This window comes from Mycobacterium triplex (genome assembly GCF_000689255.1).
In the GTDB taxonomy this organism is placed as follows: domain Bacteria; phylum Actinomycetota; class Actinomycetes; order Mycobacteriales; family Mycobacteriaceae; genus Mycobacterium; species Mycobacterium triplex.
The window spans coordinates 1495949-1520754 of the sequence record NZ_HG964446.1; the positions used below are offsets into that span (position 1 = coordinate 1495949).

Here is a 24806-nt window from a genome sequence, read left to right on the forward strand (position 1 = left end):
CGCAAGCGCGGCGTAGCCGCAATGTTGCGAGCCTTGCCCCAGCCCCACACAACTAAATGATGACCTTCCAGCACCACTGAGCGAATAGGTCGCTCATCCACGTCCGGACGGAGGCCGGGCCCCGATCAATTCGGGAACGGGCTGGGAAAAGACCTCCGCATAGAAAAAAGAGGAAACGCCACCTATGGCTCGACTAGTAGGCGTCGATCTGCCGCGTGACAAGCGGATGGAGATCGCGCTGACGTACATCTTCGGCATCGGCCGTACCCGCTCTAACGAGATCTTGGCAGCGACCGGGATCGACCGGAACCTGCGCACCAGGGATCTGACCGACGACCAGCTGACCCACCTGCGCGACTACATCGAGGGCAACCTCAAGGTCGAGGGTGACCTGCGCCGCGAGGTTCAGGCAGACATCCGCCGCAAGATCGAGATCGGCTGCTACCAGGGTCTGCGGCACCGCCGCGGCCTTCCGGTGCGCGGCCAGCGCACCAAGACCAACGCGCGTACCCGCAAGGGCCCCAAGCGCACCATCGCCGGCAAGAAGAAGGCCAGGTAACCCATGCCACCCGCCAAGAAGGCAGCAGCCGCCGCGCCCAAGAAGGGGCAGAAGACCCGCAAGCGGGAAAAGAAGAACATCCCGCACGGCGCCGCGCACATCAAGAGCACGTTCAACAACACGATCGTGAGCATCACCGACCCGCAGGGCAACGTCATCGCCTGGGCGTCGTCGGGTCACGTCGGCTTCAAGGGCTCGCGTAAGTCGACGCCGTTCGCCGCGCAGCTCGCCGCCGAGAACGCCGCGCGCAAGGCCCAGGAGCACGGCGTGCGCAAGGTCGACGTGTTCGTGAAGGGCCCGGGCTCGGGCCGGGAGACCGCGATCCGTTCGCTGCAGGCCGCGGGCCTGGAGGTCGGCGCGATTTCCGACGTCACCCCCCAGCCGCACAACGGCTGCCGCCCGCCCAAGCGACGCAGGGTCTAGGAGGATAACCATGGCTCGTTACACCGGACCCATCACCCGCAAGTCGCGCCGGTTGCGCACCGACCTCGTCGGTGGGGATCAGGCCTTCGAGAAGCGTCCCTACCCGCCCGGCCAGCACGGCCGCGCGCGGATCAAGGAAAGCGAATACCTGCTGCAGCTGCAGGAGAAGCAGAAGGCCCGCTTCACCTACGGCGTGATGGAGAAGCAGTTCCGTCGCTACTACGAAGAGGCCGTGCGCCAGACCGGCAAGACCGGTGAGGAGTTGCTGAAGATCCTCGAAAGCCGGCTGGACAACGTCGTGTACCGCGCCGGGCTGGCGCGGACCCGCCGGATGGCCCGCCAGCTGGTCAGCCACGGGCACTTCAGTGTCAACGGTGTGCACGTCAACGTCCCCAGCTACCGGGTGTCGCAGTACGACATCATCGACGTGCGGGAGGGGTCGCTGAACACCGTGCCTTTCCAGATCGCGCGGGAGACGGCGGGCGACCGTCCGATCCCGAGCTGGCTGCAGGTGGTGGGGGAGCGTCAGCGCATCCTGATCCACCAGCTGCCCGAGCGCGCGCAGATCGACGTGCCGCTCACCGAGCAGCTCATCGTCGAGTACTACTCGAAGTAACGGGCCCAGACTTCTCTCGGGCATCCCGCCCGAGAGAAAACCCTAACGGCATCAAATAGCGGGTGCCGAGAAGGAGAAGAAACACCATGCTGATTTCTCAGCGACCCACACTGTCCGAGGAAATCCTCACCGACAGCCGGTCCCAGTTCGTCATCGAACCGCTGGAGCCGGGTTTCGGTTACACCCTTGGCAATTCGCTGCGGCGCACGCTGCTGTCGTCGATTCCCGGCGCGGCCGTCACCAGCATCCGGATCGACGGCGTGCTGCACGAGTTCACCACCGTGCCGGGCGTCAAAGAGGACGTCACCGACATCATCTTGAACCTCAAGGGTCTGGTCGTGTCCTCCGAGGAGGACGAGCCGGTCACCATGTACCTGCGTAAGCAGGGCCCGGGTGAGGTCACCGCGGGTGACATCGTGCCGCCCGCCGGCGTCACGGTGCACAACCCCGGCATGCACATCGCGACGCTGAACGACAAGGGCAAGCTCGAGGTCGAACTCGTCGTCGAGCGTGGCCGTGGCTACGTGCCGGCCGTGCAGAACCGGGCCTCCGGTGCCGAAATCGGTCGTATCCCAGTCGATTCCATCTACTCGCCGGTGCTCAAGGTCACCTACAAGGTGGACGCCACCCGGGTCGAGCAGCGTACCGACTTCGACAAGTTGATCCTGGACGTCGAGACCAAGAATTCGATCACCCCGCGCGACGCCCTGGCGTCGGCCGGTAAGACCCTGGTCGAATTGTTCGGCCTGGCACGCGAACTCAACGTCGAGGCCGAGGGTATCGAGATCGGGCCGTCGCCGGCCGAGGCCGACCACATCGCCTCGTTCGCGCTGCCGATCGACGACCTGGATCTGACCGTGCGGTCCTACAACTGCCTCAAGCGCGAGGGTGTGCACACCGTCGGCGAGCTGGTCAGCCGCACCGAGTCCGACCTGCTCGACATCCGCAACTTCGGTCAGAAGTCCATCGACGAGGTCAAGGTCAAGCTGCACCAGCTGGGCCTGTCGCTCAAGGACAGCCCGCCGAGCTTCGACCCGTCCGAGGTCGCCGGCTACGACGTCGCCACCGGCACCTGGTCCACCGAGGGTGCTTACGACGACCAGGACTACGCCGAAACCGAACAGCTCTAACGCCCGTCCGGTGACGATGCGGCCGTGCAGCGGCCGCTGAGGAACCGGACACAATTGAACGAAGCCGTCCCGGCCCTACCTGATACGGGGGTCGGCCCCTAAATAGGAGATAGTGCAATGCCCAAGCCCACCAAGGGCCCTCGCCTCGGCGGGTCGTCTTCGCACCAGAAGGCTCTGCTGGCCAACCTGGCCACGTCGCTGTTCGAGCACGGCCGCATCAAGACGACCGAGCCCAAGGCGCGTGCGCTGCGGCCGTATGCGGAGAAGCTGATCACGCACGCGAAAAAGGGCACCCTGCACAACCGTCGAGAGGTGATGAAGAAGATCCGCGACAAGGACGTGGTGCACGCCCTTTTCGCGGAGATCGGACCGTTCTTCGCCGATCGCAACGGCGGCTACACCCGCATCATCAAGGTCGAGGCGCGTAAGGGCGACAACGCCCCGATGGCCGTGATCGAGCTGGTGCAGGAAAAGACCGTCACCTCTGAGGCCGACCGCGCGCGTCGGGTGAAGGCGTCGAAGAAGACTGCCGATGCGCCGGTCGTCGCGGCGGCCGATGCGCAGGCGGCGGTCGAGCCCGAGGAAGCCGACGGCCCGACGGCCGAAGAGGCCGTTGCCGACGTCGAAGAGGCTGCGGCCGAGCCGGCTGCCGAGGAGTCCGAGGCGCAGGCCGCCGACGAGGGTGACGAGTCAGACGACAACTAGCGGAGACGTCCGTCTTAGGCTCGATATCGCCTACGACGGAACCGATTTCGCGGGCTGGGCGACGCAGGCCGGGCAGCGCACTGTCGCCGGCGTCATCGACGACGCGCTGACGACGGTTTTCCGTACGCCGGTACGGCTGTGGGCGGCCGGGCGCACCGACACGGGTGTACATGCCACCGGGCAGGTGGCCCATGTCGATGTGCCCGCCGCCGCCTTACCGAACGCCTACCCGCGCTCGCCGCGGCCCGGTGATCCGGAATTCCTGCCGCTGCTGCGCCGGCTGGGCCGTTTCTTGCCCACCGACGTTCGCGTGCTCGAAATCGCCCGCGCCCCAGCTGGTTTCGACGCACGGTTCTCGGCGTTGCGGCGTCACTACGAGTACCGGTTGTCGACGGCCGCTTACGGCGTCCAGCCGCAGCAGGCGCGCTACATCACCGCCTGGCCGCGCGAGTTGGACCTGGACGCGATGAGCGAGGCGTCTCGGGGTCTGGTGGGGTTGAACGACTTTGCGGCCTTCTGCCGTTATCGCACCGGCGCCACCACGATTCGCGACCTGCAGCGGCTGGACTGGTCGCGCGATGGCGACCTGATCACCGCGCACGTCAGCGCCGATGCGTTCTGCTGGCAGATGGTGCGCTCACTGGTCGGCGCGCTGCTGGCCGTCGGTGAACACCGGCGCACGGCGCAGTGGTGTCGTGAATTGCTCAGCGCGACAGCACGATCCAGCGACTTCGCGGCCGCACCGGCACAGGGCCTGACCTTGGTGGGGGTGGATTATCCGCCCGACGACGAGCTGGCGTCGCGCATCCTGATCACCCGGGATCTGCGCACCCGTTAACGGCCGCCGCGGTCGTCACCGCCGCGACACCTAAACCTCATACACGGCACGCCGAAAAGCGTCGCCGTGGCTTAAGTCTCGCGTTAAGGCTGGGCGGCCAGCACGTGCTCGGCGCGCCTGTCGGTGGACACACACAGCGAGCAGATGTGGGCGTCATGGGCCACGCAGGCCAGCATGTCCGGGCGTTCGAAGTCGTGGTTGCAGGCGTGGCAGGTCAACTGGTCGGCGGCGGGGTTGCCGTGCTCGTCGTACATCGGCAGATCGATGCCGTCGTGCGTGCGCCGCAGGTAGTACTTGCCGCGGGTCGCGATCGCCAGGATCGGCGACATCACCAGCGCGACAACGATGGCCACCAACGGCGAATACGGCCGCAGCGCCTCGCCGAGGCCGCCGAAGAACGCGGCGATCGACAGCCCCGCGGCCAGCAGCATCGAGCCGAAGCCGACCGGGTTGATCGCGTACAGCATGCCCCGGCGGAATTCGGGCGCCTTCGGCGAAAGCTTCAGCAGGTACTTGTTGAACACGATGTCGGAGGCCACCGCGACCACCCACGCCATGCCGCAGTTGGCGTAGAAACCGAGGATCGTGTTCAGGAAGTCAAACATGTTGGCTTCCATCAGGATCAGCGCGATCGTCAGGTTCACGGCGAGGAAGACCACCCGGCCGGGGTAGTGCTTGGTGACGCGGGTGAACGAGTTGGTCCAGGCCAGCGAGCCCGAATACGCGTTCGTCACATTGATCTTGACCTGGCTGAGCACCACCAGGATCACGGCCAGCGTCAATGCCAGCCAGTCCGGCATGAAGTTGCCGTAGATCTCGTCGAACTGGTGCACCGGCTGATTCGCGATCGACAGCGAACCCGCCAGGTGGAAGACCAGATAGACGGCCAGGAACAGCCCGACGATCTGCTTGATCGCGCCGAACAGCACCCAACCGGGACCGGCCAACAGCACCCAGGTCCACCAGCTGCGCGAGTTCTTTCGCGTGCGCGGCGGCATGAACCGCAGGTAGTCGATCTGCTCGGCGATCTGGGCGATCAGCGCCAGGCAGACCCCCGCGGCCATCAATGCCGAACCGGCGTTCACCCCGCCGTGGCCTTGTTTGCCGGTGTAGGAGAAGAACTCGTCGACCGACTCCGGGTGGCTGCTGACCAGATAGACAAAGGGGGCGACCATCAGCAGCAGCCACAGCGGTGTGGTCCAAAGCTGAAGCTGCGAAAGGACTTTCATGCCGTAGATCACCAGCGGGAAGATCACCAGCGTCGAGCAGGCGTAGCCGATCCACAGCGGAATGTGTAGGCCCAGCTTCAGCCCCTGCGCCATGATCGAGCCTTCGAGCGCGAAGAAGATGAACGTGAACGTCGCGAAGATCACGTTGGTGACCACGGAGCCGTAGTAGCCGAAACCGCTGCCGCGAGTTATCAGATCCAGATCGATGTTGTAGCGCGCCGCGTAGTAGGCCAGCGGCAGTCCGGTCGCGATGATCACCACCGCGAAAATCCCGATTCCGCACAACGCATTTGCGGTGCCGTAGGTGATGCCGAGGTTGGCGCCGATCGCGAAGTCGGCAAGATACGCGATGCCACCGAGGGCGGAGATCCCCACCACCGCGGTGGACCACCTGCGATAGCTGCGCGGGGCGAAGCGCAATGTGTAGTCTTCGAGCGTCTCCCGGGCGGCGGGCGAGGTGTCACGGTCGGTCGCGGCGGTGGTCGTCACGCCTGCATTGTCCGGTGACGCGACGGCAAACGCCACTTGAAGCGCCTGGGAATTGGCTGTGCGCCTGTGGATTACGACTACAGCTTGCCGGCGGCAAAGCTGGCCGCCTGATCCACCAGTCCGGAATCGATGTAGGACGGCTGCAGATGCGACGCCCACACCGCCTTGCCGTTGCCGTTGCAGATCGGGTCGCCGGGGGCGCACTCCTCGATCGTCTTACCGGCGAAGGCGGGGCTGAAGCCGGGGACCGGGCCAAGCACGCGCTGGGTGCCGTTGCCGAACAGCGCGACGGCCGCGACGTGTTGATCCATGCCCGGCGGCAGCGGGTTCTTGAACCCGAACGACGGCTGGGTCACCGCGATCACCAGGTCGGCCGCCACCGCGCCGAGCGAGTAGCCGCCGAGCACCTCGCGGGTGTTCGGGCAATGCTTGGCCATGTACTGGACGTGACTGCTCATGTCGTTGGCGCCCTTGGCGGGATCCACGTCGGCGGGGTAGTTGACGCCGTAGACGCCGAGCGGCAGCTGTGTTTTGGAGCGCAGCGAGTTGGCGAACGCATCGCCGACCAGGCCGGCGCCGGGCGGCTCCTCGCGGCCCCGGGCGAACACCACTTCGGCGCCCGGACACGGCGGCGCCGCCGACGCCACCGGAGCCAGGGCCGCCGCCGGGCCGATGGTCAGGACTGCTGCGAGCAACGCGTTGCCGAACGGTCTAACGCCCATGAGCCGATGGTACGCATCTCCGGCGGGTACCAGTGAACGGCTGAGACCACTGCGCGATCGCGGTGTGACCGGATCTTTGTGCCGCTAGATCTTGGCGGCGACGAAATGCGCGGCCTTGGTCGTCAATCCGGGCACGTAGTTGAGGTGGGCTTGCCACGAGTTGCCGTCCGAGCAGATCGGGTCGCCGGGGTTGCACAGGTTGAGGATCTTGCCGCCGAAATCCGGGCTCAGGGCCGTCATCAGATTTCCGGCCCGGCCCGACGGGTTCCCGAACAGGGCGACCGCGGCGACGTGATCGGCGGCCTCGGCGGGTAACGGGTCGCGAAAGCCGAGGGCGGGTATCGGTGCGGCGGTGACGATGTCGATGACGGCGGCGCCCTGGGAGTAGCCGCCGAGCACGAGCTGGGTGTTCGGGCAGTTGCCGGCCATGTGCTGGATGTGGGCGCTGGCGTCGTTCGCGCCGTCGGCGGCGGCCAGGAAGTCGTCGTTGGCGGGGTAGTTGACCCCGTACGCCCCGATATTGCGGTGGGTCAGCTGGCGCAGCGAGTTGATGAAGGCCCCGCCCACCTTCCCGACGCCGGCCGGCTCGTTGGTACCCCGGGCAAACACCACTTCCACGTCGGGGCAGCCCGCCCAGGCGCGCGGAATTAGCGGGTTTCCCAGCAGCATCGTGGCCGCTGCGAGCAGCGCGACCGTTACGAAACCGCTATACCTATGCGCCCGTGGTCTTTTCGCGGCAAAGCTCATGCCGCGATGGTACGGGCTATTGACCGAGTGTCAGTGGACCGCGGCAACCACATCGGTCTGGGGCACGGTCGGCCCGGGCACCGGCGCCTGCGGGGCATAGCTCGGTGTTTGCGGGACCGGGCCGGGTGCTTGTCCCGGGGTCAGCGGGCCGGAGCCGGGATACTGCGGGCCGGCGCCCGGGGCCGACGGCCCGTACCCGGGCACCGAGGGCCCATAGCCGGGCACCGACTGGCCGGTGCCGAGCAGTTTGGACGCGACGAACGCCGCGGCCTGCGTGGTGTAGACGGGGACATACCCCTCGGTGTGCCCGCTCCACTCGTTGCCCGGTCCGGCGTGGCAGATCGGGTCGTTGGGGTTGCACAGGTCGATGGCCTTGGAGCCCAGCAACTTGCTCTGGCTGGGCAGCGTCCCGCCGGCGCGGTCGGCCACGTCGCCGAAGGTGGCCACGGCGGCGATGTTGTCGGCGTACTGCGGCGGCAGCGAGTTCCCCCAGCTGATGCCGCCGATCGGGACGCCGGCCACGATGTCCATCACCGACGCACCCTGGGAGTAGCCGCCCAGCACGATCTTGGTGTTGGGGCAGGTTTCCACGCTCTTCTTGACGCGGTCGATGGTGTCGTTGGCGCCGTCGCCGCCGTGCAGCTGCAGCTTGCTGGCGGCGTAGTTGACGCCGTAGGGCAGGATGTTCAGCCCGCCGGTCTGCTGGCGCAGCGAGTCGACGAATGCGTCGCCGACGCGGCCCAGGCCGGGCGGCTCGTTGGTGCCGCGGGCAAAGATGACCTCGACGTCGGGGCAGTCGAACGCGCGTGCGACGGGAGCGCTCGGCGTGGCGAGCAGGCCCACGGCCGTGACCAGGGCGGCGCCCAGGCCGACGAAGCGACCGGCTAACCGCACGCTGCCCTCTCGACGGGTACGGATGCGGTGAAAAAACACGTCGCCACTGTACCCAAATCGAGACCTGGCCAAACCTGTGCGGCTGTGGATAACGGGAGCCGTCGGCGCCCGGAGGCGGTTAACCTGACCAGCGGATTCGCGGACTTTGGGAGGCCAGTGCCCCACCAACCGGCGACTTGGGCGCACATCAGCGGGCACCGATTCCTGCTGCGTCGTATCGAGCGGGCACTGCGCAACGGTGACACCGCGACGTCCGGCGAACCGCTACGGGCGCGTACCGGACCCCTGACGGTCGGCTGCGTACTGGCGGCCATCACGGTGGCGGGGTGTGCATTCTTGGGGCTGCTGCGGCCCCAGGCACGGCTGGATCACGCCCAGATTGTGATGGGCAAGGACAGCGGAGCGCTGTTTGTGCGAGTCGGCGATACCTGGCACCCGGTGCTGAACCTGGCTTCGGCGCGGTTGGTCGCGGCGACGGATGCCAATCCCCGGCCGGTGCCCGAGTCCGAATTGCGCCGCACCAAACGTGGTCCATTGCTTGGCATCCCGGGCGCACCCCAGCTGCTCGCCGCTCCGCTGTCCGGCGATGACGCGGGCTGGACGATCTGCGATACGGACGGGGAGTCGTCGACGACGGTCGTCGTCGGACGCATCGAGGGGCCGTCGGTCCACCGCCTGACCCGCGACCAGGCCCTCCTGGTCGCTGCGGGTACCGGTGCACCGGCCTACCTGCTCTACGACGGCCAGCGCGCGGTGGTGGATCTTGCCGACACGGCGGTCGTGCGTGCATTGCGGCTGGAGGGCCGCGCGCCCCTGGTCGTGTCGCAGTCGTTGCTGAACGCGGTGCCGGAGGCGCCGCCGATCACGACACCGCGAATTCGGGGCGCGGGCGGCAAGGCGGCCGGACTTGCCGACGTTCCGGTCGGCAGCGTGCTGCGCATCACACGGGGGGACGGTGACGAGTACTACGCCGTGTTGAGCACCGGGGTCCAGCGCATCGGCCAGGTAGCCGCGGACCTCTTGCGTTTCGGCGACTCGCGCGGCAGCGCCAACATCATCGCGGTGGCACCGGACCTGATCCGGGGCGCACCGATCGTCGACACGCTGCCGGTGCGGACGTTCCCCGAAGTCGCACCCCGCGCCGCCGGCCCGAGCGGACGCCCGACCACCGTGTGCGTGAGCTCGGGGCCGGGGGCCGGATTGCTCACCGCGGCGGGCCTGCCGCTCCCGGCCGGTCAGGCGCCGGTGTCCCTGTCGCAAGCCGACGGTCGCGGTCCCGCGCTCGATGCTGTCTACCTGCCCCCCGGCCGCAGCGCCTACGTGCGGGCCGGCGCCCGCTATCTCGTCACCGACACCGGCGTGCGGTTCGCGATTCACGACGACGACGCCGCGCATGACCTCGGCCTGCAGACCGATCCGGTCCCCGTGCCGTGGCCGATGCTCGCGGTGTTGCCGTCCGGGCCGGAACTGAGCCGGGCGAACGCGTCAGTCGCCCGCGACGTCGTCGCGGGATCCTCGTAGCCGCCGCCTGGCCGCACCGATGATCACCGCGCACATCAGGGTGACCAGGCATATGGCCGCGCCGCGCAACGCGGTATCCCGCGCACCAGAATTCGCCGCCCTGGGTGGCGGTGTGCCCATCCGCACGCGGGCCGGAGGCGGTTTGGCGGCAGTGGCGGTCGGGCTCGAGTCGGTGCTCACCGCGGCGAGTACATCGACCGTGCCGCTGCCGACCAACGGATTCCATCCGGCCGGCGGATGATGCGCGGTCGACTCGATGCGGTGCATCACCTGCCGCGCCGTCAGCGCCGGGAATCGGGCCCGGACCAGGGCGGCCAGACCGCTGACAACCGGTGCGGCGTAACTGGTCCCGGACAACGGCGCGGAACTCAACGACGTCACCGCCTCCCCGATTGCGGCGACGTCGACCCAGGGGCCGGCCAGCGTGAACGCCGATGGCACCCCGTCGGCGTTCACCGAACCGACGGTCAGCACGTAGTCGTCGTACCAGGCCGGACTGACCGCGACCGAGACGGTCTGCCAGGTCGCATCCGGGCGCTGGGGTGGACACTGTCCGCCGCCACCGGTGTTTCCGGCCGCGGCCACGACAACGGCATTCTTGACATCGACGGCGTAGGCCAGCGCGGCGCCCAGCGCGCGATCGTCGAGCGCCGTGGTGACCGGCACGCACGCCACCGACGAGATGTTGATCACCGACGCGCCCAGGTCGGCGGCGGTCCGGATCGCGCTCGCCATGGTGTCAACATCGCCGACGCCGGAGCTCGACGGGTCGCCGGCGGGCGCGAATTTCGAGCTGGACTGCCGGATACTGATCAAGGTGACGTCGGGCGCCACACCGCTGAAACTGTCGGTCTTGGAATCGGCTGCGGCGGCGATGATTCCGGCGACCAACGTACCGTGTGCGTCGCAGTCCTGAGTGCCGTCGCCCGTGAACACGTAGTCGCCCCCGGGCACCACATCGGGCAGCCGGCCGTGTCGCGAAACACCGGTGTCGATGACCGCGACCCGTTGGCCCGCGCCGCGGGTGAGCTGCCAGACGCGCGGTAAATCCAGATCTGCGAGCTGATTTCGCCCCGGCCCCGGATTCCCACTTGCCAGCGTGCAGACCTCGCGTTGAGCGGTGGGCCGCGGCGGCGCCGGCCGCGCCGGCTTCGGCAGCAACTTGTCGTCGATTTCTGGCGGCGAAACCGCTTGTGCCGAAGGCATTCCGAAGCTCGACAAGGCCACCAGGACCGATGCCGCCGCCAGCCGCACGGTGGCCGAGGCGCTCAAGCCCATGTCGGGTGCAGACCGCGGGCCACCGCGTAGAGGCCACATATCCAACAGGTCAGCGGCACCATCGCGATCAGGATCAAACACTCCACCAGCTCGACGCCCTTCCGCGTGATCGGTGACAGCGGCGACCGGGGAAGGACGAACCCGAGGTAGACCGCGCCGGCCACCACCAACGCTGTCGCCGCGGCAATCCACGGGCCGTGCGCTGCGGCCTGCCGCGCGGCTACTCCGAGTGTCGTTCCGACGGTGACCACTGCGCCGACGACTCCCACCAGCGTCCTTCTCTTGTCAACCGCGTTGGCGCGCAACAGCAGTAGCGCACCGGTGGCCGCCGCAAGTGCAGCACAGCCCAGCCGCGGTGTGCCCGCCACGACGGTGATGACGGCGCCGCTGGCCGCCGACGACGCAAACGCGGACTCCAGACTGGCAAGCCAGGCATCGGCGCGCGTGGCACCGGCGACCAGATCGTCCGCGGCCGGCCGGGGGTCGACTGACTTCGGCGACAATCCGGACAACAGGATCGCCGCGCGCGCCGCCACCCCGAGTAGCCCAAGCGATGCCAACGCCAACAACGCGCCGATCGCGTGCACCGGGACGCCGATGACGACACCCCCGAACGCCGCGACGGCGACGACCGTCGCGAAGCAGGCTACGGCAGTCAACGGCACTGTCCCGCAACCGGATACGCGCATCGCCAGCACGGCCGTGACCGCCACCGCGGCAGCGGCCAGCAGCATATTCGGCGTGCCCGGGTTGCCGGGCACCGCCAGGAAACCGGCAACCGCGGCGAACGCCGTCGCCACCAGGCTCAGCGTGAGGCCTGCCATCGCGTCACGGTATGCGCGATTGGCGAGCGCCCCCAGCAGCACGGCCGCGACCGCGAGGCCCGCCGCGACTCCCGCGGTGTCAACCAGTCCGCGAACACCGTTGGCGGTGAACGCGTTTCGGACAAGCGTCAGGCACCCGACACCGGTCACGAAGCCGGCGGCCAGCGCGGCGGTAAGCCGTGTTGCCCGGTCATTCTCAGCTGAACTCCAGCACCTGCCGTTCAGCGTCTCCGACACCGCCTCTGCTACATCATCGAATCGTGGTGCGGGCGGCGGCGTCGCAGACTGGCTCAGGACGAGGACATCGCCGTCGCGGACACCGCTGCGCGCCAAGGTCGTGGAGGAATCCAAGGCTGCCGAGCCGAGAATTGACAGCCGGTACCGCGTCGCCGTCAATCCGCTGACACCGTGGGCTTTCAGAGCGTCGACGATCGGCGGCAGCAGGGCGGCAACGGGCATGCCGGACGGCAGAGCCAAGTCGACGACGGCCGTGCCGGCATGCACGGACACGCGGCGAAGCCCCGGATCGCAAACAGACAACGTCAACCTCTTCGGATTCGGACGTTGGGGACGCTAAAGCAAGGTCGGCACGGCGGTATTCGGTTATCCACAACCGAGTTGCGGCCAATTCAGTCGCGGCTTACCGTCGTCGCACGCGGGGAGGGGCCGGTATGACCGAGGTGTTCGTGCCTGCGGTGCGACAGTTGCCGCCGCAGGTCGCGGCCGCGGACATCGTCGTTGCGGCACCGCCCGAGCTGCCGCACCCGACAAGCCCGCTGATGCGCCTGCTGCCGGTCGGCATGTCGATCGCAACGCTGGGGGTGATGGCACTGGCCTTGCTGTCGAGCCCGGCCGCGACCCGCAACCCGGCGTGGCTGGCGTTTCCGATGATGATGCTGGTTTCAGTGGTGCTGACCTCCATCGCCCAGCGAGGTCGTCGGCACGGTGGCGGGATCGGCGCGGGCCGGGCCGACTACCTGGGCTACCTGACCCGGCTGCGCCGATCGGTAACCGAAACAGCTGCAGCACAGCGTGCTTCACTCACTTGGGACCACCCCGACCCCGCAGCGCTGTGGGCATTGATCGGTGGCCCGCGGATGTGGGAGCGGCGATCGTCCGATCCCGACTTCTGCCTGGTTCGCGTCGGCATCGGGACTCGGCCGCTTTCCGGCAGGCTGATAGCCCCCGAAATCGAGGCCGGGCAGCGCACCGATCCGGTCACCGCCGCGGCCGCGCAGCGCTTCGTGCGCACCCACGAGGCTATCGCGGATGTACCAATCGCCGTCGACTTGACTGCGACCGCGGCGCTTACCGTCGACGGTGATCTGGCGCAGGTGCGCGCACTGCTGCGTGCGATGATCTGCCAGCTGGCTGTGCTGCACCCCCCGGACCAATTGCTCATCGCCGCGGTGATCGAGGGTCCGAACCGGGCACACTGGGATTGGTTGAAGTGGTTGCCGCACAATCAACATCCGGCCGCCACCGATTCGGTAGGCACTGCCCGCATGATGTATCAAAGCGTGGCGGAGGCGCGCAGCGCACTGGCCGATACCGGGCGACCGTCGCACGTGGTGGTGATCGTCGAGCAGGCGAGGCGCGGCGAATTCGGCAGCGCGGGTGACCTGGCAGGTGCGACCGTCATCGAGACCGGTCCCGGCCGTGTCGGTTCGCCGGTGACGGTCGCCGAGGCCGGGTCGGTTCGTGCGTTGGCGCGCCCCGATCAGATGGATTCGCTGGACGCCACGATATGTGCGCGCCGGCTCGCCGCGTACCGGGTCGGCTCGGCGTCCGACCGGGTAGGCGATTCGGGTTGGCCAGGCCTGGTCAAACTCGACGATGTCGCGCATTTTGATCCGATTACGCTGTGGCGCAGCCGAGATCACCGGGATCGCCTTCGCGCGCCGATCGGAAACACTGTCGACGGACTGCCGCTCGAGCTCGACATCAAGGAACCCGCCGAACACGGCATGGGGCCGCATGGGCTCTGCGTGGGCGCAACCGGATCCGGCAAGTCCGAGTTGTTGCGCACCGTGGCGCTCGGCATGATGGCGCGGAACAGCCCGGAAGTACTGAACCTGCTGCTCATCGACTTCAAAGGCGGCGCAACATTTCTCGACCTGGCCGATGCTCCGCACGTCGCCGCGGTCATCACCAACCTGTCCGACGAAGCGCCGCTGGTCGCCCGGATGCGAGACGCTCTGGTCGGCGAGATGAACCGTCGCCAACAACTACTGCGCACGGCGGGGTGTGCCAGCGTGGCGGCCTACGAGCAGGCGCGGCGCGCCGGAGCGACAATGACCGCGCTGCCGGCACTGTTCATCATCGTCGACGAGTTCTCCGAACTGCTCAGCCGGCATCCGGATTTCGCCGACATGTTCGTCGCGATCGGCCGACTCGGCCGGTCCCTGAGCATGCACCTGTTACTTGCCAGCCAGCGACTCGATGAGGGCCGGCTGCGTGGACTGGAAGCCCATCTGTCGTACCGTATCTGCCTGAAGACGCTGTCCGCCGGCGAATCACGAATCGTCTTGGGAACACCCGACGCCTACGAGCTGCCGAACACACCCGGGGCGGGATTTCTGCGCTCCGGCAGCGGGGAGCTGATCCGCTTCCAAACCGCGTTCGTGTCAGCGCCGGGCGACTTGGCCCGCGGCGCAGCACCCCCGCGCCCGCCGGCGCCCGCGACCGTCCAGCTGTTCACCGCGCAAGCCGTGGGACCGATCGCCCGTGCCGCCGACTCAGAATGTTCGTCCGCGCCCACCATCCTGCGGACCGTGCTGCAGCGCCTGTCGGGACACGGGCCGCCGGCGCACCGCGTCTGGCTGCCCCCGCTGGGGTCGGCGCCGCCACTGAACAGCCTGCTGGGCGACGCGGGATCGGGACGTCTGAGGGTGCCGATCGGCATCATCGATCGGCCCCTCGATCAGTGCCGGGCACCGATGATGGTCGACTTGTCCGGGGCGGCAGGCAATGTCGCGGTCGTCGGCGCTCCCCAGGCGGGCAAATCCACCGCACTGCGAACGCTGATCACCGCGTTGGCGGCCGCTCATGACCCTGGCCAGGTGCAGTTCTACTGTCTGGACTTCGGCGGTGGAACGCTCGCCTCGCTGCGCACGCTGCCACACGTCGGAGCGGTCGCGAGCCGAGCCGAGCCGCAGCTCGTCGCGCGGATGGTCGCCGAGACCGAGTCCACGCTGCGCTCCCGCGAGATCGGTTGTTGCGAGCGGTCCGCCGACATCTTTCTCGTCGTCGACGGCTGGTCGTCCCTGCGCAAGGAGCACCCGGAAGCCGAGGAGACGATCACTGCCGTTGCCGCGCAGGGCCTTTCGTTTGGCGTCCACGTGGTGCTCTCGGCATCGCGTTGGGCGGAGATCAGACCTTCGCTGAAAGATCAGATCGGCACCCGCATCGAATTGCGACTGGGCGATCCCGCGGATTCCGAGCTTGACCGGAAACGGGCGCACGAGGTGCCCCGCGACCGGCCGGGCCGCGGCCTGTCCCACGACGGTCTGCACATGGTCGTCGCCCGGCCGATTGACGCAGACGAATTGGCCTGCCGCAACGTTGAATCGGCCGCCCCGCCCATACCGCTGCTGCCCACTCGTGTCAGCCACCATGTCGTCGTAGAGCAGGCGGACGACGGGGTCAATATGCAGATCCTTGTCGGTCTCGAGGAGCGCCGACTACGCCCGGTCGCAATCGATTTCGAGCGGCACTCGCACCTGCTGATCCTCGGGGACAACGAATGCGGAAAGACCGCCACGCTGCGCACGTTGTGCCGCGAAGTCGCCCGGACGAAGACGGCCGCACAGGCACAGCTGCTGATCGTCGACTTTCGGCGCACGCTGCTCGGAGTCGTGGAGTCGCAGCATCTCGGCGGTTACGCAATGTCACCGACTGCGCTGCGGGCGCTGCTGCCGGACTTACTCGATCGGTTACAGGACAGGATGCCCCCGGCGGACGTGACTCAGCAGCAGCTGCGGACCAGGTCGTGGTGGTCGGGCCCGGACGTCTATGTCGTCGTCGACGACTATGACCTGGTCGCCACGCCAGCGGGAAACCCGCTGCTGGCCATGCTCGAATACCTGCCGCATGCAAGGGATCTGGGACTGCACGTGATCGTGGCCCGGCGCAGCGGGGGAGCGGCGCGCGGCCTGTTCGAGCCGCTTCTGGCAGGCCTGCGGGAGATCGGCTGCCTGGGGTTGATGATGAGCGCGCGTCCGGATGACGGTTCACTGTTGGGCCGCCGACGCCCGGCGAGACTGCCCGCCGGGCGTGGTGTTTTGGTCACCGATGCCGGCGACGAACTGGTAATCCAGGTGGGCTGGAGTCCGGCACCGTGAGCGGGCACCGCACCGTCATTGCGACAGGGCCCGGCGCGATTCACCGGCTGTGTTGTGGCGGCGCGGGTTTGGTCGACGGCGAGACGCCCGAAATTCTTTACGCGCCGCTGGAGGCCATCGATGACCATGTGGCGTTGGTCGACGGGTTGCCGGTACCGGTCGATTCCTTGTGGTGCAGCGCACTGCGGTCCCTGGACTGTGGAAACACGCAGGGGTGCAGGGCTATTCAGATAGTGCATCCGTCGTGGTGGCCGTCGTCACGGCTCGACGTCGTGACCACGGCGGTCGCGGCCCTGTCCGACGACGTCGACGTGCGCCCGCGATCGTGGTTGCTTCGGCGGGCGTCGAACGCCAAGCCGGAAACCGTGGTGGTGGAGATCGCCGAGCGGCTGGTGGCGATCGTGGGTGACGATGTCGTCGCTGTCTCGCGCAGGGCAGAGCCGTCGACGGTGGCCGAGGAGGTCGCGCGCCGCGTCGGCGAAATAGTCTGCGGTGCAACAACTACCGTACTGATCGACATGCCCGGCAGCATTGCCGGGGCGCAGGCGCTGGCCACGTTGATCGCCGGGAGTCTGCGCCAACGCGGTCAGAGCACCATGCGGATCGACGACGCGCGGCTGTCACGGCTGGCCCTTTCGGCGACCGTCAAGCCTCGGGACAACGCGCCGCAGCCGCAGGGCGGGGCCGATGCCGGTCGGCGATCACGGGTCCGGGTGTTCGGTGGGCTGGTGGCCGCCACCGCGGTACTGGCCGCGACAGTGCCGGCGATAGCGGCAGGCGGTCAGCGCCCAGTTGCGCCCGTGACCGCGCAGACGACATTTCTGGTCGAAGGCCGGGTTGCGTTGACGGTGCCGGCGAACTGGCCGACGCAACGGGTGATCGCCGGGCGGGGTTCGGCACGGGTGCAGGTCACGTCGCCGTCAGACCCCGAAGTGGCATTGCACATCACACAGTCGCGGATTCCCGGCGAGACGCTAAGTGTCACCGCGGACCGGTTGAAGCGCGCCATCGATATCGAGCCCGCAGGTGTGTTCGTCGACTTCAACCCCGCCGGGTTCATCGCCGGACGCGCCGCAGTGACGTATCGCGAAGTCCGCGTCGACCATCACGTGCGGTGGGCGGTGCTGGTCGACGGACCGGTTCGGATCGGTGTCGGATGCCAGAGCCGGCCGGGTGGAGAGGATGCCGTCCGCGACGCCTGCGAGGAGGCGGTGCGGTCAGCCCACGCGATCGGATGAGTCTTCGCGACGGGAAATCGGATGGAACCGAAGGCGGCCGCGCGTGGTCGTAGTTGGTATCGGAGTGGAAAGGAGAACGGTGAGTACACCGACGGGTGCGAACACGTTGAGCACCGACTTTGGTCTGATGCGCTCGGTCGCGGGAACGACGGACACCCGCAACGAAGAGATCCGGGCGATGCTGCAGGCGTTCATCGGCCGGATGAGCAGCGTGCCGCCATCGGTGTGGGGCGGACTGGCGGCCGCCCGCTTCAAGGATGTGGTGGAGCGCTGGAATGCCGAGTCGTTGCGGCTCTACCAGGTGTTGCACACGATCGCCGACACTATTCGGCACAACGAGGCCACGTTGCAGGCTGCCGGCCAGAACCATGCCCACCACATCGGCGTTGCCGGCGCAGAGCTGTGAAAGGACGTTCCGGTGGACCCAGTGCTGTCCTATGACTTCGGCGAAATCGAACACTCGGTGCGCCAGGAGATCCACACCACCGCGGCTCGTCTCAACGCCGCTCTCGACGAACTGCGCTCGCAAATCGCCCCGCTGCAGCAGTTCTGGACCCGCGAGGCGGCCTCCGCTTACCAGGCTGAGCAGCTCAGCTGGCACCAGGCGGCCACCGCGTTGAACGAGATCCTGGTGGATCTGGGAAACGCGGTGCGCGACGGCGCGGACGAGGTGGCAAGCGCCGACCGCCGGGCGGCCGGCGCCTGGGCAAGGTAGCCGCGATCACGATCCACTGTGTGGTCCCGGCGGAATGGAGAGCCGTCGGGACCACACAGTCATTTTGACCTGCGGGGATGTGGGTCGGTAAGCTGCTCCGTTGGCGTGCGGTACGCCGGGGCCTCGGGTCAATGTCGGTCGCCGAGATCAAACCCCAACCGTGGACGCCTGACCGGCACCCGGCTCGAACCGGGATCCGACCCCGAGCTGAACGGCTCGCAAAGAGAAAGTGGTAAGCGCTGTGCCCACCTACGCGCCAAAGGCGGGTGACACCACGCGGTCGTGGTACGTCATCGACGCCACGGACGTAGTGCTTGGCCGTCTTGCCGTCGCGGCAGCCACCCTGTTGCGCGGTAAGCACAAGCCGACGTTCGCCCCCAATGTCGACGGCGGTGACTACGTCATCGTCGTCAACGCCGACAAGGTCGCCATCAGCGGCGACAAACTGCAGAGCAAGCTGGCCTACAGCCACTCGGGGTATCCCGGCGGTCTGCGCAAGCGCACCATCGGTGAGCTGATGGAAAAGCACCCCACCCGCGTCGTCGAGAACGCGATCGTCGGCATGCTGCCGCACAACAAGCTCAGCAAGCAGATGCAGCGCAAACTCCACGTCTACGCCGGCCCGCAGCACCCGCATGCCGCGCAGCAGCCGGTTCCGTTCGAGATCAAGCAGGTGGCCCAGTGACCGAACCCAACCTCGAAACCAACGAGGAAACGACCGAGGTGGTTGTCGAGGTGACCACCGAGGAGACCCCGGCCGAGCCCGCTGCCGAGGCTCCCGCGGCCAAGCCCGGCGAGCCGATCGTGCTCGAGCGGCCCATCCAGACCGTCGGCCGCCGCAAGGAAGCCGTGGTGCGGGTGCGCCTGGTTCCCGGCACCGGCAAGTTCGACCTGAACGGCCGCAGCCTGGAGGCTTACTTCCCGAACAAGGTGCACCAGCAGCTGATCAAGGCCCCGCTGGTCACCGTCGACCGGCTGGAGACCTTCGACGTCTACGCGCTGCTGCACGGCGGCGGCCCGTCGGGTCAGGCCGGTGCGCTGCGTCTGGGCATCGCCCGGGCGCTGATCCTGGCCCAGCCCGAGGACCGGCCCCCGCTGAAGAAGGCCGGCTTCCTCACCCGTGACCCGCGCGCCACCGAGCGCAAGAAGTACGGCCTGAAGAAGGCCCGCAAGGCACCTCAGTACAGCAAGCGCTGATCAGCGATCACTTTCTGGCCGCGACCGCGTCTCGTTGTGCGTCATTTGTGCGCCGTTCTCGGCGTGTCGCCGCACAAACGTGCGCGGTTGCGGTCACAAAAGTAGGTGCACTTTGTGCGCATGACGTCACTGTGAGAGGTTTGTCCGATGGGTCGACTATTCGGCACCGACGGTGTTCGCGGAGTCGCCAATCGCGAATTGACGGCTGAGCTGGCACTATCGCTGGGCAGCGCGGCCGCGCGGCGCCTGGCGGGCCCGGGAAAACCGGGCCGGCACGTCGCCGTGATCGGCCGCGATCCGCGGGCCAGCGGCGAGATGCTCGAAGCCGCGGTGATCGCCGGCCTGACCAGCCAGGGTGTCGACGCGCTGCGGGTGGGCATCCTGCCCACCCCGGCGGTGGCCTACCTGACCGGCGCCTATGACGCCGACTTCGGCGTGATGATCTCCGCATCCCACAACCCGATGCCCGACAACGGCATCAAGATCTTCGGCCCCGGCGGCCACAAGCTGGACGACGACACCGAGGACCAGATCGAACAACTGGTCGCCGCCGGCCCGGGTCAGCGTCCGGTCGGCGTCGGGCTCGGCCGCGTCATCGACGCCGAGGACGCCGCCGATCGCTATCTGCGCCACGTCGGCAAGGCCAGCACGCAACCCCTCGACGGCCTGACCGTGGTCGTCGACTGCGCCCACGGCGCGGCGTCGTCGGCCGCACCGCGCGCCTACCGCGCCGCCGGTGCCCGGGTCATCGCGATCAACGCCGAGCCCAACGGCCTCAACATCAACGACCGCTGCGGATCCACGCATCTGGACTCGCTGCGCGCCGCGGTGCTCGAGCACGGCGCCGACCTGGGCCTCGCGCATGACGGCGACGCGGACCGGTGCCTGGCGCTGGACGCCAGCGGCAAGCTCGTCGACGGCGACGCCATCATGGTCGTGCTCGCGCTGGCCATGCAGGAAGCCGGCGAGCTGGCGTCCAACACCTTGGTCACCACCGTGATGAGCAACCTCGGGTTGCACCAGGCCATGCGCTCGGCGGGCGTCACCGTCCGCACCACCGGCGTCGGCGACCGCTACGTCTTGGAGGAGCTGCGCTCCGGCGAATACAGCCTGGGCGGCGAGCAATCCGGCCACATCGTGATGCCCGCGCTGGGCTCCACCGGCGACGGCATTGTGACCGGCCTGCGCTTGATGACCCGCATGGTGCAGACCGGCTCGTCGCTGGCCGACCTCGCCGCGCCCATGCAGCCGTTCCCGCAGGTGCTGATCAACGTCAAGGTTGCCGACAAGACCACCGCGGCCGCGGCGCCCTCGGTACGCAGCGCGGTCGACGAGGCCGAGGCCGAACTCGGCGACACCGGCCGAATCCTGTTGCGCCCCTCGGGAACCGAGCCGATGATCCGGGTCATGGTGGAGGCGCCCGAAGAGGATATTGCGCAGCGGGTGGCCGCTCGCGTCGCCGAGGCGGTCAGCGCGCAGCGCTAATTCGCCGGAACCCGGGCGGGGACCGCGGCGTCGGATTAGGCATGGGGATACGACACGCCACTTTTGACCGCACCGGTATCGACGTCGCGGCGGTGCATCTGGTTGCCGACCAGTTGCGGGCCGCCGCCGAACTGGTCGACAGCGCCGTCTGTGATCACTTGGCGGCCTTGGCATTTAGCGGCGCGACGGCCGGGCGGGCGTACACCGCGCGCGGTGATGCGTTGCGGGCCGAGCTGGAACGCTTGACGGCGCAGTTGTCGCAGTGGTCGCGGGCCTCGGTCGCGATCGCCGCCGCGCTACGGTCCGGCGCGCAGCGCTACGCCGACGCCGAGCTGTATGCCGCCGCGCGGATCGCCTGACGGTGGCCGAGCGGTTAGACGTCGCCGGGCGCCTCGCCGAAGGCCGGGTAGCTGTCGAGCACACCCAGGCCTACGTACGAGCCTGTCAGGCAACGGGATACGCGCACCCGGACTTGACGTCACACCCGTCGGCGATCCGGGACTGGTTCGACAGCGAAGACGGCCTCGATCTTCATGTCCTTGACCGCGACTGCACCCAGCTGCGGGCAGCCGACGTCGCGGCCTTGGAGGGTTTGCGGATTCAGCAAGACCAGGTTGCGCAGCTCGCGGCGGCATGGACCGGGACGGGAAGCGACGCCGCGATCGCGTTCCTGCAACGCCATTGCGACACCGCCACCATGGTGGCCAACGAAGTGCGCTCGGCCGCGCAGCGGTGCGAATCGCTACGCGACAACTTGTGGCATCTGCTCGACTTCAAGGTCGGCACCGCCGTCGCCATCGACGATCGCAGCCAGGCACAGCGGGCGGCGTGGTTGGCCGCCGCCGCGGCGGTGACGGCCGGGGCGGGACAGCGGTCGACGGCCGAGCAGGTCGTTCGTGGGCAGGTAATGCCCTACGTGGACAACGACATTCGTAACGACTGGCTCAGCGCCATGCGCTCTTCGCTGGCCGCGTTCGGGTCCGCCTACGACATGGTGAACGACAGAATGCGTGCCGCACCCGCGGCGTACTTCGACTTGCCCGGCGACCTCGGGCCCGGTTTTCCACCGCCCTCTCCGGCGCCTGCTCCGCCAGCGCCTGTTCCGCCGGCGCCCTCGCCGGCGCCTTCTCCACCTGCGGTGACAGCGCCCGCCGCCGTGCTTCCCAGCGTCGCGGAGCCGCCGCCCGCGCCGACCGCTGCGGCTCCTGCCGCGGCTCCGATTCAGCCGGCACCACCCTTGTCTGACCTTGCGCCACCGCTGTCGGACGTGGGCGCCGGGCTCGGCGATGGCTCGGCCCTACCGGCGGGTGGCGGCGGACTCGGCGATCTGGGCGGAGGATCCGCCGGCCTGGGCGGACTCGGCGGATTGGCCGGCCGAATCGTCGATGCGTTGAGCGGTCTGCTGGGTTCGGCGACCGACGAGCCTGGCGATTCGCCGGGGCCTGACGATCCGGTGGAAGACCCGTTCGACGACGACGATCCGTTCGATCCCGACGACGAGCACGACGACGCTGACGAAGAAGAGCGTGACGAGGCCGACGCCGAAAAGGCCGATGAGCTAACGGAATCCGCGGTGGCCCAACCGGTGACCGATGCGACTCCTGCCGAATCGCCACCGCTACCGGCCGGCGGACCACCGCCCGCCAGCGCGCCCGTCCCCGCGGCGACACCCGCGCCCGCGGCCGCTCCGGCGCCACCGACCGATGGGGCGACACCGTGCGAGATTGCCGCAGACCAGGTTCCGCAGGCCGGGCAGTGACGCCTCAGGCGCCGCGCAGTTCGAGCACCTCTTCGACGAAACGCACGGCCTCTGTTGCGTCGGCCGCGGCCGGACTCGCCAACAACGTCGTCACACCGGACTCGGCGAACGCGGCGATGCGCTCCTTGACGAAACCGCGCGGGCCGATCAGCGACATCCCCCGCACCAACTCGTCGGGCACCAGGTCGATCGCCTCACGCTTGCGGCCGGACAGGTACAGCTCCTGGATCTTGTCCGCGACCTCGCCGTAGCCGTAACGCGTCGCCAGGTTGTGATAGAAGTTCTTGCCCTTGGCACCCATACCGCCGAGGTAGAGCGCCAGCTGCGGCTTGACCCAGGCCAGCCGCTCCTCGACGTTGTCGCCGATCGCCACCGACGCGTGCACCATGATGTCCAGCGGCCCCAAGGCCGGATCCCGCTTGGCATTGCCGGCGGCCAGCGCCTCGCCCCAGACGGCGTGCGCGCGCTCCGGCAGGTAGAAGACCGGCTGCCAGCCCTCGGCGATCTCGGCGGTGAGCTCGACATTCTTCGGGCCCAGCGCCGCGATCGTTATCGGAATGCGTTCGCGCACCGGGTGATTGATGAGCTGAAGCGGTTTGCCCAACCCCGTCCCACGGTCCGGGGGCAGCGGCAGCTGGTAGTACTTGCCTTCGTATTGGACCCGCTCCCGGCGCCACACCTTCCGGCAGATCTCCACCACCTCGCGGGTGCGGCCGAGCGGGGCATCGAACGCGACGCCGTGAAACCCCTCCATCACCTGAGGCCCCGACGTCCCGATGCCAAGGCGGAATCGGCCGTCCGACACGAAATCCAGTCCGGCTGCGGTCATCGCCAGCAGCGACGGCGTGCGGATATAGATGGGAACCACGCCCGTGGCCAACTCGACGGTGTTGGTCTTGGCCGCCAGATACCCCAGCTGGCTGATGGCGTCGTAGGAATACGCCTCGGCCACCACGGCGATGTCAAGGCCGCTCTTTTCGAGTTCGACGATGCGGTCGACGGCTTCGTGAAAGCCGCCCGAGTAGTCCAGCGCGATTCCGATTCGCATGAACGACACTTAATCACGCCGGGCATCGCGGCCGCCGGCCACCCCGGAGCAGCGTCGATGCCGTCACGCTACTTCAGCAGCGCGACGATCTTTTCTTCGAGGGCGACCGGTTCCGCCTCGGGATCGATCGCAGTTGTCTTGGGCAGCACCACATCTGGATCGGCGAAGTCGCGATAGGTTTTGTCGCCGCCCAGCGTGGCGAGCAAGTATCCGGTCAGCAGGGCACGGACCGATCGTTGAGTGCGCCGGTCGGAGCCGGGCAGCCCGAACACCGACGCCAGGCGTCGGCCCTCGCCCAGTCCACGGGGTTCGGCTTTGCTGACCATCCGCAGCGTGGCCGAATTCCACGCGCTGGAAAGCGTCAGTGCGTTGGCGTTCAACGCCTTCGGATCTCCCGGTGCGGTCAGGATCAAACCCGGGACCTTCAGCGACTCCGCCGGCTGCTCGGCCGGCGGAGTCGTGACGGTCGGGAACACCGCGACCGCCGCTGCCAACGAGGTCGGCATCCCGGCCGCAGCGAAGACGGCGGCCGAGGCCCCGAAGCCGTGGCCCACCACCCCGAGCTTGGCGGGGTGCACGCTGATATTGCCCGGCCCCAGCCGCACACCGGCGACGATGTCGAGCGCGGTGCCGAGATCAGAAGCCAGGTCGAGTACCGACGGCGCCAGCCCGCGCTCGGTATCGGGCGCGCCGGCCACGATGCCCCAGGACGCGAGATGCTCGAGCAGACCCGAATAGCGGGCGGTGCCGGTGAGCCAATCGTGGCCGAAGGCGATGCCGGGCAGGTTCAGACCGGACTCGGGGGTGTAGACGACGCCTGGCAACCCGGCAAAAGCCAGGTCACCACGCAAAACCCGGTGCGGGCCACGACGGCTGAGGGCGTTGACGAGCTTGCGGGTGCGGGCCACCCGTTGACGTTAGCGGGCAGGGGTCCGACGAGTCCATGTGACACCGTCGCCGCGTTGACTGTTGCACCAGGGCTTCGAGGGTGTGCTCAGGGCGACATATCGGCACAAAACCGCCCGGAACGCGGGTGTGAGCACTGC

At 68.3% G+C, this 24806-nt stretch carries 24 protein-coding genes; 16 read left to right on the forward strand and 8 right to left on the reverse strand.

Annotated features, from left to right (window positions below; genetic code table 11):
- The first annotated feature begins 184 nt into the window (after positions 1–184).
- From rpsM to truA, 6 genes are all read left to right on the forward strand, one after another.
- Positions 185–559 carry a 30S ribosomal protein S13 gene (gene rpsM / locus BN973_RS07040; protein WP_036466828.1) on the forward strand — a complete coding sequence of 125 codons (375 nt, stop codon included), beginning with the start codon at positions 185–187 and terminating at the stop codon, positions 557–559.
- Positions 560–562: 3 nt separating this feature from the next.
- Positions 563–982 carry a 30S ribosomal protein S11 gene (gene rpsK / locus BN973_RS07045; RefSeq protein ID WP_036466830.1) on the forward strand — a complete coding sequence of 140 codons (420 nt, stop codon included), beginning with the start codon at positions 563–565 and terminating at the stop codon, positions 980–982.
- 10 nt (positions 983–992) lie between these two features.
- Positions 993–1598 (forward strand): 30S ribosomal protein S4, encoded by a 606-nt coding sequence (gene rpsD, locus BN973_RS07050; protein WP_036466831.1) that lies wholly within the window; start codon positions 993–995, stop codon positions 1596–1598.
- An 86-nt stretch (positions 1599–1684) separates the two neighbouring features.
- Entirely contained in the window at positions 1685–2728 is a 1044-nt protein-coding gene (locus BN973_RS07055; RefSeq protein ID WP_036466833.1) for a DNA-directed RNA polymerase subunit alpha, read from the forward strand.
- A 117-nt stretch (positions 2729–2845) separates the two neighbouring features.
- The gene (gene rplQ, locus BN973_RS07060; RefSeq protein ID WP_036466834.1) at positions 2846–3433 is read left to right on the forward strand and encodes a 50S ribosomal protein L17; all 588 of its coding nucleotides are present in this window, start codon (positions 2846–2848) and stop codon (positions 3431–3433) included.
- Complete coding sequence (truA, locus tag BN973_RS07065; protein WP_169718213.1) at positions 3411–4271, forward strand: tRNA pseudouridine(38-40) synthase TruA; 861 nt, start codon at positions 3411–3413, stop codon at positions 4269–4271. The genes rplQ and truA overlap by 23 nt, the downstream gene beginning before the upstream one ends.
- Positions 4272–4354: 83 nt before the next feature.
- Here truA and BN973_RS07070 read toward each other — a convergent pair whose 3' ends face one another.
- The 4 genes from BN973_RS07070 to BN973_RS07085 all read right to left on the reverse strand — a co-directional run bounded on the left by BN973_RS07070 (position 4355) and on the right by BN973_RS07085 (position 8352).
- Positions 4355–5989 carry a purine-cytosine permease family protein gene (locus BN973_RS07070; RefSeq protein WP_051641145.1) on the reverse strand — a complete coding sequence of 545 codons (1635 nt, stop codon included), beginning with the start codon at positions 5987–5989 and terminating at the stop codon, positions 4355–4357.
- Positions 5990–6066: 77 nt separating this feature from the next.
- A complete protein-coding gene (locus BN973_RS07075) occupies positions 6067–6711 on the reverse strand; it encodes a cutinase family protein (protein ID WP_036466837.1) in 645 nt (214 codons plus the stop codon).
- A gap of 84 nt (positions 6712–6795) precedes the next feature.
- On the reverse strand, positions 6796–7458 hold the full coding sequence (locus tag BN973_RS07080) for a cutinase family protein (protein ID WP_051641146.1): 663 nt from the start codon (positions 7456–7458) through the stop codon (positions 6796–6798).
- 30 nt (positions 7459–7488) lie between these two features.
- Positions 7489–8352, reverse strand: a complete 864-nt coding sequence (locus tag BN973_RS07085; RefSeq protein ID WP_051641147.1) for a cutinase family protein — start codon at positions 8350–8352, stop codon at positions 7489–7491.
- A 156-nt stretch (positions 8353–8508) separates the two neighbouring features.
- On the opposite strand from BN973_RS07085, the gene eccB reads away from it, so the two are divergent.
- Positions 8509–9873 (forward strand): type VII secretion protein EccB, encoded by a 1365-nt coding sequence (eccB, locus tag BN973_RS07090; RefSeq protein ID WP_036466839.1) that lies wholly within the window; start codon positions 8509–8511, stop codon positions 9871–9873.
- On the opposite strand, the gene mycP is transcribed toward eccB, so the two are convergent.
- Complete coding sequence (gene mycP, locus BN973_RS07095; protein ID WP_232232189.1) at positions 9838–11145, reverse strand: type VII secretion-associated serine protease mycosin; 1308 nt, start codon at positions 11143–11145, stop codon at positions 9838–9840. The genes eccB and mycP overlap by 36 nt on opposite strands.
- Positions 11142–12485, reverse strand: coding sequence for a type VII secretion integral membrane protein EccD (gene eccD / locus BN973_RS07100; RefSeq protein ID WP_084163320.1), 1344 nt, complete (start codon positions 12483–12485; stop codon positions 11142–11144). The genes mycP and eccD overlap by 4 nt, the downstream gene beginning before the upstream one ends.
- A 161-nt stretch (positions 12486–12646) precedes the next feature.
- Here eccD and BN973_RS07105 point away from each other — a divergent pair, with 161 nt between their 5' ends.
- From BN973_RS07105 to BN973_RS07145, 9 genes are all read left to right on the forward strand, one after another.
- Positions 12647–16318, forward strand: coding sequence for a type VII secretion protein EccC (locus tag BN973_RS07105; RefSeq protein ID WP_036466845.1), 3672 nt, complete (start codon positions 12647–12649; stop codon positions 16316–16318).
- A complete protein-coding gene (locus BN973_RS07110) occupies positions 16315–17556 on the forward strand; it encodes a type VII secretion-associated protein (protein WP_036466847.1) in 1242 nt (413 codons plus the stop codon). Before BN973_RS07105 ends, BN973_RS07110 begins: the two co-directional genes overlap by 4 nt.
- A 79-nt stretch (positions 17557–17635) precedes the next feature.
- Positions 17636–17962, forward strand: coding sequence for a WXG100 family type VII secretion target (locus BN973_RS30350; protein ID WP_139830207.1), 327 nt, complete (start codon positions 17636–17638; stop codon positions 17960–17962).
- A 12-nt stretch (positions 17963–17974) separates the two neighbouring features.
- Complete coding sequence (locus BN973_RS07120) at positions 17975–18271, forward strand: WXG100 family type VII secretion target (protein WP_036466852.1); 297 nt, start codon at positions 17975–17977, stop codon at positions 18269–18271.
- Between the two features lie 241 nt (positions 18272–18512).
- The gene (gene rplM, locus BN973_RS07125; protein ID WP_036466853.1) at positions 18513–18956 is read left to right on the forward strand and encodes a 50S ribosomal protein L13; all 444 of its coding nucleotides are present in this window, start codon (positions 18513–18515) and stop codon (positions 18954–18956) included.
- A gap of 50 nt (positions 18957–19006) precedes the next feature.
- Positions 19007–19468 carry a 30S ribosomal protein S9 gene (rpsI, locus tag BN973_RS07130; RefSeq protein ID WP_407067578.1) on the forward strand — a complete coding sequence of 154 codons (462 nt, stop codon included), beginning with the start codon at positions 19007–19009 and terminating at the stop codon, positions 19466–19468.
- A 147-nt stretch (positions 19469–19615) separates the two neighbouring features.
- Positions 19616–20953 carry a phosphoglucosamine mutase gene (gene glmM / locus BN973_RS07135; protein ID WP_036466857.1) on the forward strand — a complete coding sequence of 446 codons (1338 nt, stop codon included), beginning with the start codon at positions 19616–19618 and terminating at the stop codon, positions 20951–20953.
- Positions 20954–20994: 41 nt separating this feature from the next.
- Positions 20995–21312 (forward strand): type VII secretion target, encoded by a 318-nt coding sequence (locus BN973_RS07140; protein WP_051641149.1) that lies wholly within the window; start codon positions 20995–20997, stop codon positions 21310–21312.
- 2 nt (positions 21313–21314) lie between these two features.
- Entirely contained in the window at positions 21315–22712 is a 1398-nt protein-coding gene (locus BN973_RS07145) for a hypothetical protein (RefSeq protein ID WP_036466858.1), read from the forward strand.
- Between the two features lie 4 nt (positions 22713–22716).
- Here the strand turns inward: BN973_RS07145 and BN973_RS07150 are convergent, their stop codons facing one another.
- Both BN973_RS07150 and BN973_RS07155 read right to left on the reverse strand, forming a co-directional pair.
- A complete protein-coding gene (locus BN973_RS07150; protein ID WP_036466860.1) occupies positions 22717–23760 on the reverse strand; it encodes an LLM class F420-dependent oxidoreductase in 1044 nt (347 codons plus the stop codon).
- 68 nt (positions 23761–23828) lie between these two features.
- Complete coding sequence (locus BN973_RS07155; RefSeq protein WP_036466862.1) at positions 23829–24668, reverse strand: dienelactone hydrolase family protein; 840 nt, start codon at positions 24666–24668, stop codon at positions 23829–23831.
- Positions 24669–24806 lie beyond the last annotated feature (138 nt).

Excerpts from the sequence above, each read along its gene's own strand:
- rpsM (WP_036466828.1), top strand. The coding sequence starts at position 185 with ATGGCTCGACTAGTAGGCGTCGATCTGCCGCGTGACAAGCGGATGGAG.
- rpsK (WP_036466830.1), top strand. The coding sequence starts at position 563 with ATGCCACCCGCCAAGAAGGCAGCAGCCGCCGCGCCCAAGAAGGGGCAG.
- rpsD (WP_036466831.1), top strand. The coding sequence starts at position 993 with ATGGCTCGTTACACCGGACCCATCACCCGCAAGTCGCGCCGGTTGCGC.
- BN973_RS07055 (WP_036466833.1), top strand. The coding sequence starts at position 1,685 with ATGCTGATTTCTCAGCGACCCACACTGTCCGAGGAAATCCTCACCGAC.
- rplQ (WP_036466834.1), top strand. The coding sequence starts at position 2,846 with ATGCCCAAGCCCACCAAGGGCCCTCGCCTCGGCGGGTCGTCTTCGCAC.
- BN973_RS07075 (WP_036466837.1), bottom strand. The coding sequence starts at position 6,711 with ATGGGCGTTAGACCGTTCGGCAACGCGTTGCTCGCAGCAGTCCTGACC.
- BN973_RS07080 (WP_051641146.1), bottom strand. The coding sequence starts at position 7,458 with ATGAGCTTTGCCGCGAAAAGACCACGGGCGCATAGGTATAGCGGTTTC.
- BN973_RS07105 (WP_036466845.1), top strand. The coding sequence starts at position 12,647 with ATGACCGAGGTGTTCGTGCCTGCGGTGCGACAGTTGCCGCCGCAGGTC.
- glmM (WP_036466857.1), top strand. The coding sequence starts at position 19,616 with ATGGGTCGACTATTCGGCACCGACGGTGTTCGCGGAGTCGCCAATCGC.
- BN973_RS07140 (WP_051641149.1), top strand. The coding sequence starts at position 20,995 with ATGGGGATACGACACGCCACTTTTGACCGCACCGGTATCGACGTCGCG.
- BN973_RS07150 (WP_036466860.1), bottom strand. The coding sequence starts at position 23,760 with ATGCGAATCGGAATCGCGCTGGACTACTCGGGCGGCTTTCACGAAGCC.